Origin of the sequence: uncultured Veillonella sp. (genome assembly GCF_937981445.1) — a bacterium.
Lineage (GTDB): Bacteria > Bacillota > Negativicutes > Veillonellales > Veillonellaceae > Veillonella_A.
Window position 1 is genome coordinate 1 of sequence record NZ_CALJON010000007.1, and the last position, 13,734, is coordinate 13,734.

Consider the following 13,734-nt stretch of genomic DNA (forward strand, 5'->3'; position numbering starts at 1 on the left):
GAAGGGCATTGAGAAAAAGAATTCCCAAGGGGAAGTAACGACCAATTACGAAGAACAAATGCGTGAGGGCGGTATTCCAGATTGGTTTATCGATTCCTGTAAGAAAATCAGTTATTTATTCCCTAGAGCTCATGCGGTGGCCTATGTTATGATGGCATTCCGCATTGCTTGGTTTAAAATTAATTATCCTCTAGCTTTTTATGCTGCCTATTTCTCCATTCGAGCTAAATCCTTTGATGTAAAGATTATGCAGCGCGATTTGAATGGACAAAAAGCTGAATTTATGCGCTTAAAAGCTGTAGTAGATGAAGCGAAGAAGTTCAATAAAAATTGCAATAAAGAAGAGGATATGATGTCCGCTTTGGAAGTGTCTATGGAAATGATTCAGCGTGGATTTAAATTTATGCCGCCTGATTTATTAAAATCCGATGCACGGCGATTTAAGATTGAAGATGGTCAGCTTTTACCACCATTCTTAGCCATTGATAGTTTAGGTGAAAAAGTAGCTGATGCTATTGTAGAAGAGCGTCAAAAACGACCATTTACATCAATTCGTGATTTGCGCCGTCGTTGTGGTGTGTCACAAACCATTGTGGAAAAAATGAAAGAAATCAATTGTATTGCCGATTTACCAGAAGATGAGCAAATTAGTCTTTTCGGCTGAGTGTAATATATGCAATACATTGACAAGGAGGTCAAAATGACATTAAAAGTAAAAGAACCTGTATGGATTGGTGTTGATGTAGGAACTACAGGCGTTCGTGCTACAGCCTATACTTCAGTAGGGCAAGCGGTGGCTACAACAGAAGCGTTTTATTCTTTAGAAACACCACAGTATGACCGGGCTGAACAAAATCCTCAGCAAATTTATGATGCTGTGGAAGAAGTAATTAGTGGTACAGTGCACCAATTACAGTATAAATTAGTTACTATTTCAGGCTTAGCTTTAAGTTCTGTTATGCATAGCTTTATCCCTCAGGATAAGGATTTTCAAATCCTCGGCAATATGATGACTTGGGCAGATAGCCGCAGTGCTGCCATCGTACGCCGTTTGGAACAAGATCCAGCGTGTGAACAGTTCTACTTTAATACAGGTTGTCCTTTACATGCTTGTTATCCACTTGCTAAAATCCTTTGGGTAAAAGAAAATCAACCATCTGTATTTGATCGTATGGCTCATATTGGTTCCATTAAAGACTATATTTTCCGTAATTTAACGGGCCAATGGGTGACTGATAAATCTGTAGCAAGCAGTAGTGGGTTATATAATGCTCACAAGGAAGAATGGGATGAAGACATTTTATCCTTCTTAGGGATTAAAAAAGAACAATTACCTGAAGTGGTATCTACTACGTATAGTAATGCTTTATTGGCGCCTGTAGCAGAGCGTTTAGGTTTGCCAGCTGATTTACCTGTTGTTATTGGTGCTACTGATGGTGTTCTTGTTAATGTAGGGATTGGCGCTGTATCAGCAGGGCAGTTGAGCTGTACCATTGGGACCAGTGGTGCCATTCGCATGCTTACGAATAAACCAAGCATGGATAAACAAAAACGTACATGGTGTTATAATTTAACAGATCATATGTGGGTTGCTGGCGGTGCTATTAATAATGGCGGCATTATCATGCGTTGGATGCGTGACCGTATTTTACATTTACATGGTTCTCAAATGGAGCAACTCGATGTGGATCCTTATGATCTGATGACCATGAAAGCCCGTCATGTACCGGCTGGTTCCGGCGGACTTATCCTCTTGCCATTCTTTACAGGTGAACGAGCTCCTTATTGGAACTCTGACCTTCGTGGTGCTTTTATTGGTTTATCTTTGAACCATAGTCGCTCCTATATGATTCGTGCAACTATGGAAGGCATTTGCTATAGTTTGCTATGCGTTCTTGATGCACTTCGCGATTTTGAAGATGTAAAAGATATTCGCGTTAGCGGCAGCTTCACGAAATCTGAACTTTGGCTTCAAATTATGTCCGATATTTTCAACGAAAATATTACATTGCCAACTAATAGTGAAGGGGCATCTTTTGGTGCAGCTGTACTCGGCTTTATCTCCGATGGTACTTTGAAGGATATTACAGATACAGCTCAATTAGTACAGGCACAAGAAGTATATAAACCAAAGGAAAATCATCGTGAAGTATATGATGAACTTTTCAGCATTTATGAATCCTTATATAAAAACATGAAGGATGACTTAGCCCGTCTAGTAAATTTCCAACAAGACCATCCATTTAGTCGTCTGTAAATTTTTTGGTTATTATTTAGTTAGGCTGAGTTAGTATGATTGCCAGCCTTTGGTGTAAGAAAAAGAGGGCTTGATAGAACAATGTGTTGCCGTAACAGCGTTTTAGCATCATTGTATTGTACATTCACTTGGCCTAGCTAGATTATAATAGGAACTTATTTTATTTAAGTTATATTGTTTTATGTTATTTTAAGTGTTGCCTTTGTGAAAGGAGGCGTCAAGATGCCACTCATTATCTTGGCATTAGGTATTGTTTTACTATTCTTCTTGATTGTAAAACTAAAATTAAACAGCTTTTTATCCTTGCTGTTGGTCTGTGTTGTAGTAGGCTATGCGGAAGGTTTGCCTATTGATCAAATTTTCCCAACCATTCAAAAAGGCCTAGGCTCTACGCTCGGTGGTTTAACTATTGTAGTAGGCTTTGGTGCTATTCTTGGTAAATTAATGGCCGATAGCGGCGGAGCACAACGTATTGCGACAACCTTGATTAATATTTTTGGTCGCAAAAATGTAAGATGGGCAGTTTGTTTAACTGGTTTTATTGTAGGTATTGCCCTTTTCTATGAAATTGGTTTCGTATTATTGATTCCACTAGTATTTACGATTGCTGTGTCGGCTGATATTCCTCTTCTTGAAGTGGGTATGCCAATGGTTGCGGCTTTATCAGTAACACATGGTTTCTTACCACCTCATCCAGGTCCAACAGCTATTTCTGTATTATTCAATGCTGATATTGGTAAAACATTAATTTATGGTTTAATCATTGGTATTCCAACTGTTATCATTTCAGGTCCATTACTTTATAATACAGCTAAGAATATTAAGAACTCCATTCCTGAAGGTCTTCATAATGACAAAGTATTTACTGAAGAAGAAATGCCTTCCTTCTGGAGCAGTATTTTAACCGCTTTAACACCTGTTATTTTAATGGCTATTAATACTGTGGGCACTATGGTAGGGGTACAAAAAGGTACGGCTATTTACCATGTTCTTAAATTTATTGGTGATCCAAGTGTAGCCTTATCGATTTCTATTATTGTAGCTTTTTATACTTTTGGCTTTGCTCGTGGCAAATCTATGAATGACATCATGGAAACATCTGAAAAAGCTATTTTAACAGTAGCTATGATTCTTTTCATCGTTGGTGCTGGTGGGGCCCTTAAACAAGTTCTCATTGATAGTGGCGTAGGTACTTATATTGGTTCTTTAGTAAAAGATGCTAATTTATCCCCATTATTCTTGGCTTGGTTAATTGCTGCTGTAATCCGCGTGTCTGTTGGTTCTGCCACAGTAGCGGCTATGACAGCTGGTGGCATTGTGGCGCCATTGATTGCTACTACTGGAGTAAGCCCAGAGCTTATGGTAATCGCTGTAGGTGCTGGTAGTGTTATCTTTAGTCCTCCAAATGACCCAGGATTCTGGCTTTTCAAAGAATTCTTTGGTTTAAGCGTAAAACAAACAGTTCGCACTTGGTGTGCTGTGGAAACCTCCATTGCTGTTTGTGGTTTAATCGGTGTTGAACTATTGAATTTGTTCATTTAATCACATAGTTACTTAATAAATAAGAGCTAATGCACATATTTAGTTTATGTGTTATTAGCTCTTTATTTTTTATGATAAAAAAAGATATAAATTTATAATTAAAAGATACAAATTTGTGATATAAACGATAGAAAATTATGATTAATGTGATAAAGACTTTATTTCTGTTATTTTAACAATTAAATTGATGCATTATTTTCATCTAAACTTGACGTATTACAAATGATATATATGAAAATATTGCCAATAAATAAGGGGTTAATGTATAGTGCTTGTTAAGAATTAAATGTAATAATCAGATTCTTGAATAAAAACTTGATTAATAACAAATAAATGTAATATAATAATCATCATCAATAATTAATTAGATGAATTACATTAAAAATTGTGTTGTGAATATGGAGTTATGACAGGAACTGATTATGAAAGAAAATGGTAATACAAATATTGGAAACAATGTAAAAATCAAGTTTTCAGTAAAACATACTAAAAAGGCGCTCACTGCGTTGGTGTTGGGTGCTATGTACGCTGTGGGATCCTTTGTGAACGTAGGAGCGGCATCTGTTGATTATGTGGTGGTAAATTCTACTGAAGATAAACCGGTAGCGACTGGTAATAATAGTGTGGCAGTAGGAGCAAACACTGAAGCTAAAGGACAAAATGCACTATCTTTGGGTAATGGTGCTAAGGCAAATGCATTGAATAGTATTGCTGAGGGGCTAGGGTCATCTGTTAGTGAAGTTGCTGCCGGCGCCATTGCTATAGGGACAGGGGCTACTGTTGAGAAAGCTCCTAATTACAGTGAGGGGCTTTCAAATGGTAATAAGGCAAAGTTAAATGGGCAACATTCCATAGCTGTTGGGACTAATGCACATACAATTGGAAGTCAAGCAATTGCAATGGGCGTAAATACAGTGTCTTCTGGCCAAAACACCATTGCCATAGGTCAAAATGCCAAGTCTTATGGTGAAAATAGTTTAGCCCTTGGGAGTAATGCTAGCACCTCAGAATCATATGTATACTATGGAGTTACTTATGATATGCGCGATGCCACTGCTGTCGGCAATAGTGCAGGCGTAAAAGGGGGCTATGGTACGGCTGTAGGTTCGAATTCTAAAGCGGATGGTTTAAATAGTACTGCTTATGGGTATAAGGCACGGGTTCTTAATGGAGCATTCGAAGCCGATAATACTGAAATTAAAGAGTTGGTTAAGAGTTTAACTATTAACAATCAAAAATTTAACGAAACTACTGGTGAATTAGCCTATAATGGTCTTGGTGGTGTCGCTATTGGCTCTAGTGCTGTTGCTAGTGGCTGGGGGGCTTCGGCTATTGGGTTTCAGGCATATGCCTTACACAGTCAAACCTCAGCCTTAGGTGATGATGCGAAGGCTATGAACTATGCAGCTAGTGCTGTAGGCACTCATAGTTATGCGTCTGGTGAGCAATCTACGGCTTTAGGTAATGGTGCCGAAGCGTTAGGTAATCAGTCTGCTGCCTTAGGGGCTGGTGCTGCTGCTACAGGTAATCAGGCTTTGGCAGCTGGTTGGGGTGCTGGTGCGAGTGGTAAAAACGCCATTGCTCTTGGTACATCTACAAAACCCATAAAAACTTGGTATACCAAAGGCAGCGAAAAATTTACGTATGCCACTGAATTGCCTCAATGGAATGCATCTGGTGACTACTCAGTTGCCATTGGTACTGATGCATTAGCAAGTGCAAATGATGCTGTGGCTGTAGGTCGTAATGCTACATCCACGGCTGCTGATACTGTAGCCATTGGGCGTGAAGCGAAAAGTACCGATACTAATAGCGTGGCGATTGGGCGCACTGCAGAGAGTTCAAAAGCTAATGGTGTAGCCCTGGGATATAATGCAAAAAGTTCCGTAGAGGGTGGCGTCGCTCTAGGTAGTGAATCCGTAGCGAGTCGTGAGGCGTTACAAAATGTGAGTGTAACTAATACAGCCTCTGCTGCAAATAATCAAGTCTATGGAGCAGCTAATAGCACTGATACAGCTAAGGCGGCTATTGCAGCCACTGTAAAAGGCAATCTAGGTGCCGTTTCAGTAGGCAGTGATTCAGCGACTCGTCAAATTACTCATGTCGCAGCTGGTTCAGAAGATAGTGATGCTGTCAATGTGGCGCAATTAAAATCTGTAGAAACTTCTGTAAGAGAATATGTAAATGCTAATGCAGTAGATGTAAAACAAGGCAAGGGCATTATTGTAACAGAAACGCCAGCCGGTAAAGATGAAAAGGGCAATGCTACAAAGCATACCTTTACAGTTTCACTAGCTGAAGATATAAGAAATTCCATTACCAATAATACAAATAATATTACAAAGCTTGGTGATCAAGTAAGTACTATAGGCAATCAAGTGACTGTGTTCGGGGACCAAGTGACGATTAATACTGGAGATATTAAGGATTTAAAATCACAAGTAAATAATAATACACAAACTATTAACACTCATACTGAACAGATTAATGATTTGAGTAATCGTGTTAATGGTGTAGATGGACGTATTAATAGTCTTGATAATCGCATGGATAAAGTGGGCGCTGGTGCAGCTGCTTTAGCGGGCTTACATCCATTGGATTTTAATCCTGATGATAAATGGAGTTTCTCTGTAGGTTATGGTAATTATGGCAATGCGAATGCTATGGCGGTAGGCGCATTTTATCGTCCTAATGAAGATGTGATGGTTAATGTGGCGTCTTCCATGGGCAATGGAGAAAATATGATTTCCGCCGGTCTTAATTTCAATATTGGTCAAAGCAGTGGTGTGTCTCGTTCCCGTGTGGCCATGGCTAAGGAAATTGAAACTCTCAAGGCTCGCATTGATCAATTGGAAGCACAACAGCGTTCAGGGGTTATAAATAATGCAGGGCAAACTAGTGCTGCCTTAGATGTAAATTTCCCTGATGTACCAGCTAATCATTGGGCCTATGCTTATGTAAAAACCTTGGCTGATAAAGGCTTACTAGTAGGTTATCCAGATGGTCAGTTTAAAGGTAATCAAACTATGACACGCTATGAATTTGCGGCAGTAATTTATCGTGCATTACAAAATGGTGCCTTAGTTGATGGTACTATGGCTCGGGCTACAGAAGAATTTGCTCGTGAAATGGCTGCTGTTGAAAAAGCAGATCGCTTCCGTGTCGATTTAGTTCATGGTAAACCAAGCGATCGTTATAAAGTAGAGCGTATTCGCGTTAATAGTGAAGATAAAGAAAGCCGTGATGTATATGGTGGCTATACTAAAATGTAGCACATCGTGTGATGGCAAACCTTGTATTCACAGTGATGGTTAAACATTCTATAAAATAATTCTTTTTGTTTTATGAAGAATACAATAAAAAAGAAAGCGATATAACATATTTGTTGTGTCGCTTTCTTTTATGCACAAAAATGGTGCTCGTGTAGGCAGTGGTTGTGGTACTGTTTTTGGTTCTTTCTGTTAATAAAATGATGATATGTTCTTACATTTGGTGTTTAAGGTTTGAAAAGCTAAACTTGGTATGCATGTAAGAAAATAAGGGGAATAAAACTTATAGTCCATTAAATTACTTATTCACTAAAGTGGAAGGCATGAGTCTTTCTGCTTTTATAAAAATAATAAAATCCCCTTGCCATACCAATAGTGCCTATGATATACTCTTAAGGTATGAAATTACGCACGCAGACTGATCCAATATCTGTGTCAGGGATGTTCCTGATTTATTCTTGGATATGAAGCTGCGGAGGTTTATTAACAGGAGGTGCCAACATGGCAGTAGTATCAATGAAACAATTATTGGAGGCCGGTGTACATTTCGGTCACCAAACTAGAAGATGGAACCCTAAGATGGCTAAGTACATCTTCACTGAACGCAATGGTATTTATATCATTGACCTTCAAAAAACAGTTAAAAAAGTAGAAGAAGCTTATGACTTCTTACGTGAAGTAGCTCAAAACGGTGAAGTAGTACTTTTCGTAGGTACTAAAAAACAAGCTCAAGAATCCGTTAAAGAAGAAGCTGAACGTTCCGGTATGTACTTTGTTAACGAACGTTGGTTGGGCGGTATGTTGACTAACTACAAAACTATCGAACTTCGCGTTAAACGCTTAAAAGAATTAGAAAAAATGGCTGAAGATGGTACATTCGAACTTCTTCCTAAAAAAGAAGTTATCGGTCTTCGTCATGAAATGGAAAAACTTGAAAAATATCTTGGCGGTATTAAAGATATGCCTAAAATGCCAGGTGCTTTATTCGTAGTTGACCCTAAAAAAGAACGCATCGCAATCGCAGAAGCTAAGAAATTAGGTATCCCAGTAGTAGCAACTGTTGACACTAACTGTGATCCAGACGAAATCGATTTCCCAATCCCTGCTAACGATGACGCTATTCGTGCCGTTAAATTATTAACTGGCAAAATGGCTGACGCTATCTTAGAAGGTCGTCAAGGTGAATCTTTAGATGATCAAGGTGAACACCAAGACGCAGCTGACCAAGCATTAAATCAAATGGTATCTGATTCCCGCGAAATGGTGCAAGACGGTCAAGGCTAATAACTAAGACTTAAAAGTAAGTTTCATTGTTTGGTTGCCACAAGTTGCTAGCTATGAAAGCGCTATTATTAGCGAACTGCATATACTAAGACTTAGTTGCATATATGACATACAATTGAATGACTTACTAATTGATAAAAATTGTAAAACAATATAAAATTAAGGTAAGGCATTGTGACCTTACCTTAATTAATGTATAGGAGGAAGATTTAAACATGGCTATTACTGCTGCATTAGTAAAAGAATTGCGTGAACTTACAGGCGCAGGCATGATGGATTGCAAAAAGGTATTAACCGAAGCTAACGGTGATATCGAGAAGGCAGTTGACCTTCTTCGTGAAAAAGGTTTAGCAGCGGCTGCTAAAAAAGCAGGTCGTATTGCTGCTGAAGGTGTTGTTGCTTCTTACATCCATGGTGGCGGCCGCATCGGCGTTTTAGTAGAAGTTAACTGCGAAACTGACTTCGTTGCTAAAACTGATGACTTCCAAGAATTAGTAAAAGATATTGCAATGCAAATCGCAGCTGCAAATCCTACTTACTTAAATCGTGAAGAAGTACCTGCTGAAGTAATTGAACACGAAAAAGCAGTTCTTTTAGAACAAGCCAAAGCAGAAGCGGCTGAAGATGTTAAAAATGGCAGAAAACCAAAACCAGAAGCAGTGCTTGAAAAAATGGTTGTGGGCCGTGTAGAAAAATTCTATAAAGAAAACTGCCTAATGGAACAAGTTTTCATTAAAGATGGTGACAAAACTATTACTGATGTTATTACTGAAAAAATTGCTAAAATCGGTGAAAATATCAACGTACGTCGTTTCGTTCGCTACGCTTTAGGCGAAGGAATTGAAAAGCGCCAAGACGACTTCGAAGCTGAAGTTCGTGCAGCCGCTGGTCAATAAGAGTTAACAGATAAGAGAACACCGTCCAGTGTTCTCTTATTTTGCAATAAGCAGAGGAGTATAGCGATGAGTAATAGAAAATTTAAACGTATAGTATTAAAGTTAAGTGGCGAAGCATTGGCTGGTGAACAAGGATATGGCATTGATCCAATCGTTGTAGAAGGCATTGCTAAGGAAATTGCTGAACTTTCAAAATCCACTGATTTAGAGATTGCTATTGTTGTTGGTGGCGGCAATATTTGGCGTGGTCTTGCTGGTAGTGCTAAAGGCATGGACCGTGCGTCTGCCGACTACATGGGCATGATTGCAACTGTTATGAACTCCTTGGCACTTCAAGATGCACTTGAAAATGAAGGTGCTGCTACCCGTGTTCAAACAGCCATTGCTATGCAAGAAGTAGCTGAACCATATATCCGTCGTCGTGCTATCCGTCACTTGGAAAAAGGCCGCATTGTAATCTTTGCAGCAGGTACAGGTAATCCTTACTTCTCAACAGATACAACAGCTGCTCTTCGCGCTGCGGAAATTGAAGCAGATGCCATTCTAATGGCTAAGAAATTTGCAGATGGTGTATATGATTGCGATCCACGCACTAATCCAGATGCAAAAAAATATGATGAATTAACCTATATGGAAGTTATTAGCCGTGAACTTAAAGTAATGGATGCTACATCGACTACTTTATGTAAAGATAATAATATTCCTATTGTAGTATTTAGCATGGATATTCCTGGTAACATTACTCGTGCTGCTAAAGGTGAAGTTGTTGGTACTATTGTAAGAGGTGAAAATTAATGGACATTCAAGAGTTGTTAAAACAAGAAGAAGCTCGCATGGATAAAACGATTGAAGCATTAAAACAAGAGTTTGCATCCATTCGTACAGGCCGTGCAAGTACATCCTTACTTGACAAAGTAATGGTAGATTACTATGGCTCTCAATCCCCAGTGAATCAGGTAGCTAATGTAACGGCTCCAGAACCTCGTTTGATTTTAGTGAAACCTTGGGACCGTTCTATGATTGGTCCTATTGAAAAGGCTGTGTTACAATCTGACCTTGGTTTAAATCCAAGTAATGATGGTGAAACAATTCGCTTAGCTATTCCTCAGCTTACTGAAGAACGTCGTAAGGAATTAGTTAAAGTTGTTAGCAAACGCGCTGAAGAAGCTAAGATTGCTATTCGCAATATTCGCCGCGATGCTAATGATTCTTTGAAAAAAGAAGAAAAAGCTAAGACTATTACTGAAGATACAGTAAAAGATGGTCAGGAACAGATTCAAAAATTAACTGATAAAAAAATCAAGGCTATCGACGACTTACGTGACAAAAAAGAAAAGGACGTATTAGAAGTATAATGCAACCTACTTCTATTATAGGATTACCTTGGCAGCTTGCAGAGGGCTTATTGCAGGCTGCCAATATCCCTTATGCAGTGACTATTGGAGCTAATTACAATCGTTTTTTTACGGTTGCAGTGTCCAATTATTATGTTGGTCGTGTTACGACTGACCCTATGAAACCAGGGGGATGGCAGGTTTTGCTATTTCGCCCCATGATAGCCAGTGAATTTGAAAACTGCAATGAGGTACAATATGCTAAAGAGTTTATTTCGGAAACAGAGCACATCCGCTGATGGAGTTGTGCCAATCGATCCTCATAATATTCCAGCCCATGTGGCGATTATTATGGATGGCAATGGTCGTTGGGCTAAGCGCCGCGGCATGCCACGCACCATGGGACATAGAGCTGGTGCAGATGTATTAAAGAAAATTGTTATAGCCGCTAATGATATGGGCATAAAGGCCTTAACTGTTTATGGCTTTTCCACGGAAAATTGGAAACGCCCTGAACAAGAAGTGTCATTACTTATGAGCTTAATCCGCGAATACTTACTTGGGAATGTGCGCGATATGCATGAACACAATGTACGGATTCGCTTTATTGGCTTTATTGGTGGTTTATCTGAAGAATTACAGCGCATTATTAAAGATGCAGAAGACTTAACTATGAATAATACGGGCCTTACCTTGCAGTTAGCCATTAACTATGGTGGGCGCGATGAAATAGTACGAGCTATTAAACAGGTAGTAGCTGATGTACAGGACGGCTCTGTGGAGCCTAGTGCAATAAATGAAGATATGTTTAGTGATTATCTGTTCACTAAAGAATTTTCTAATGTAGACTTATTAATTCGGCCAAGTGGGGATTACCGAATTAGTAACTTTTTATTATGGCAATTAGCGTATGCTGAGTTTTGGTTTACAGATACGAATTGGCCAGATTTTACACCTCAGATTTTAGAAGATGCTGTTCGTGCTTTTCAGCAACGAGAGCGGCGCTTTGGAGGTTTAAAGACGGAGGAGTAGCATGTTAAAAACACGCGTTATTACAGCGCTCATAGGCTTTATTTTGGCCATTATTGCCATTACTGTAGGTGGCTATGTATTTAGCGGGCTCATTATGCTCTTGACCTTACTGGGGTGGCGAGAATTTGTGAGCATGATACGCAAGCTCAACATTACGATACCTGCCACTTGGGGGTATGTTTTTACGGCCATTATTATGCTCACATTAATGTTCCATCAATATAAATGGGCTTTAATTAGCGCTGTAGGGTCGGTTATGCTACTTAGCATTATATATATTTTTAGTCAGAAGCGAATTACCCTTGATGTATTGACCTACGCAGTATTTGGTTTTTTCTATCTTAATGGGGGATTTGCGGCATTATTAATTTTAAGAGAAAATTCAGTATATGATTTCTTTACCGTGCCTTTTTCGGCTCCTCATATGGGAGAACTCATGCTTTGGCTCCTCTTATTCTGTACTTGGGCGAGTGATACCTTTGCCTATTTTGCAGGTCGTAAGTGGGGGCAACATCGCATAGTGCCGAAAATTAGTCCTAATAAGACCTTAGAAGGCTTTATTGGTGGATTTATTGGCTGTATATTGACGGCCGTTGTCTATGCATGGATAACTGGAATTCCAGTAGGACTAGGCGCTATGGTAGGCTTTTTGACTGGTATTGTAGCACCATTAGGGGATTTATTTGAATCGAAGCTAAAGCGTCATTGTTCCATTAAAGACTCTGGGGTGTTATTACCTGGTCATGGGGGTGTATTAGATCGCTTTGATAGCTTATTGTTTGCAGCCCCTATGGTATTAGCCTATTTATTGTAAGTAAGATTTCAATGTATTGAATCAGGGAGTTAGTTATTTACTTTTTACTTGTTTAGTAAGTAATTTTTTGTTATTAAATAATATAGCTAATTGCTGATTCTATCCTATTGGATTTGAAGTAACATAAGGAGTTTCTATGAAAACGATTAGCATCTTGGGAAGTACTGGTTCTATTGGTACACAAACATTAGATGTGGTGAGACAACATCCTGATTTATTTTCAGTAAAAGCCATCGTTGCTTATAAAAATGTAGAACTATTAGAAGCTCAAATTAACGAATTTAAGCCAGAAATGGCAGGCCTTGTAGATGAAGAGGCGTATAAAGAATTAAAGAAGCGTTATACAGGGCCCACTAAGTTAGTTGGTGGTCAAGAGGCTCTTATCACAGCAGCTACTTGGCCAACAGCAGAATTAGTGGTTACTGCTGTAGTTGGCGCAGCTGGCATAGAGCCTACGATAGAAGCTATTAAAGCGAAGAAAACTATAGGTCTTGCTAATAAAGAAACTCTCGTAGCAGGAGGGCCTTTAATTACTTCTTTGTGCAAAGAGTATGGAGTGCAGCTTTTACCCATAGATAGTGAACATAGTGCGATTTTCCAATGCTTAGAAGGGCAAAAGCGTGACAATGTGGATTCCTTGCTTATTACGGCGTCCGGCGGTCCTTTGCGCACTTGGGATAGTGATAAAATACCAATGGCTACAGCCGCTGATTGTTTGCGCCACCCTACATGGAATATGGGCAATAAAATCACTATTGATTCTGCTACATTATTTAATAAAGGCTTAGAAGTGATTGAAGCGCATTGGCTTTTTGGCTTTGATTTTGATCATATTAAGGTAACGGTCCATCCGCAGAGTATTGTACACTCCATGATTATGATGAAGGATGGCGCCATTTTAGCGCAATTAGGCAATCCTGATATGCGTGAGCCTATTCAATATGCGTTAACATATCCTGAAAGAAAGCCTTTACACATGGATGTATTGACTTTTGATAAGGTCTTGCAGCTGGAATTCTTCCCCCCTCGATATGAGGATTTTCCAGCCTTACAACTAGCCTTTGAAGTAGGTCGTGCTGGTGGGTTTAAGCCGGCTGTATTCAATGCAGCCAACGAAGAAGCAGTATATGCCTTCTTGGCTGGTAAATTACGATTCGGCGACATTTATAAAACCGTTGTATCTGTTCTTGAACAGATGGAATCAGAGCCAGAATTTACATTGCCTAATTTAAGACAAATGGATTTATGGGCTAGAGAGACGGCACATAAATACATTGAAAAATAAAACTATTTTGATTAGAACCAT

Annotated in this window: 12 protein-coding genes; all 12 read left to right on the plus strand. The window is 39.2% G+C overall.

Features of this window, described 5'->3' with window-relative positions:
* A partial coding sequence (locus Q0376_RS01040; RefSeq protein WP_298703130.1) for a DUF655 domain-containing protein occupies positions 1–664 on the plus strand: 664 nt, incomplete at its 5' end.
* 36 nt (positions 665–700) lie between these two features.
* Positions 701–2,257, plus strand: coding sequence for a gluconokinase (locus Q0376_RS01045; RefSeq protein ID WP_298703131.1), 1,557 nt, complete (start codon positions 701–703; stop codon positions 2,255–2,257).
* Between the two features lie 222 nt (positions 2,258–2,479).
* Positions 2,480–3,799, plus strand: coding sequence for a gluconate:H+ symporter (locus Q0376_RS01050; protein ID WP_298703132.1), 1,320 nt, complete (start codon positions 2,480–2,482; stop codon positions 3,797–3,799).
* A 422-nt stretch (positions 3,800–4,221) separates the two neighbouring features.
* On the plus strand, positions 4,222–7,071 hold the full coding sequence (locus Q0376_RS01055; protein WP_298703133.1) for an S-layer homology domain-containing protein: 2,850 nt from the start codon (positions 4,222–4,224) through the stop codon (positions 7,069–7,071).
* Positions 7,072–7,569: 498 nt separating this feature from the next.
* Positions 7,570–8,352, plus strand: coding sequence for a 30S ribosomal protein S2 (gene rpsB / locus Q0376_RS01060; RefSeq protein WP_295788760.1), 783 nt, complete (start codon positions 7,570–7,572; stop codon positions 8,350–8,352).
* Positions 8,353–8,567: 215 nt separating this feature from the next.
* Complete coding sequence (tsf, locus tag Q0376_RS01065; protein WP_298703134.1) at positions 8,568–9,248, plus strand: translation elongation factor Ts; 681 nt, start codon at positions 8,568–8,570, stop codon at positions 9,246–9,248.
* A gap of 66 nt (positions 9,249–9,314) precedes the next feature.
* Entirely contained in the window at positions 9,315–10,043 is a 729-nt protein-coding gene (gene pyrH, locus Q0376_RS01070) for a UMP kinase (RefSeq protein WP_298703135.1), read from the plus strand.
* Positions 10,043–10,603, plus strand: coding sequence for a ribosome recycling factor (gene frr, locus Q0376_RS01075; protein WP_298703136.1), 561 nt, complete (start codon positions 10,043–10,045; stop codon positions 10,601–10,603). Before pyrH ends, frr begins: the two co-directional genes overlap by 1 nt.
* Positions 10,603–10,881: a hypothetical protein gene (locus Q0376_RS01080; protein ID WP_298703137.1), complete on the plus strand. Its 279-nt coding sequence runs from the start codon at positions 10,603–10,605 to the stop codon at positions 10,879–10,881. The genes frr and Q0376_RS01080 overlap by 1 nt, the downstream gene beginning before the upstream one ends.
* Positions 10,841–11,614: an isoprenyl transferase gene (locus tag Q0376_RS01085; protein WP_298703138.1), complete on the plus strand. Its 774-nt coding sequence runs from the start codon at positions 10,841–10,843 to the stop codon at positions 11,612–11,614. The genes Q0376_RS01080 and Q0376_RS01085 overlap by 41 nt, the downstream gene beginning before the upstream one ends.
* Before the next feature lies 1 nt (position 11,615).
* Complete coding sequence (locus Q0376_RS01090) at positions 11,616–12,428, plus strand: phosphatidate cytidylyltransferase (RefSeq protein ID WP_298703139.1); 813 nt, start codon at positions 11,616–11,618, stop codon at positions 12,426–12,428.
* A gap of 136 nt (positions 12,429–12,564) precedes the next feature.
* The gene (locus Q0376_RS01095) at positions 12,565–13,713 is read left to right on the plus strand and encodes a 1-deoxy-D-xylulose-5-phosphate reductoisomerase (RefSeq protein WP_298703140.1); all 1,149 of its coding nucleotides are present in this window, start codon (positions 12,565–12,567) and stop codon (positions 13,711–13,713) included.
* The last annotated feature ends 21 nt before the right edge of the window (positions 13,714–13,734 follow it).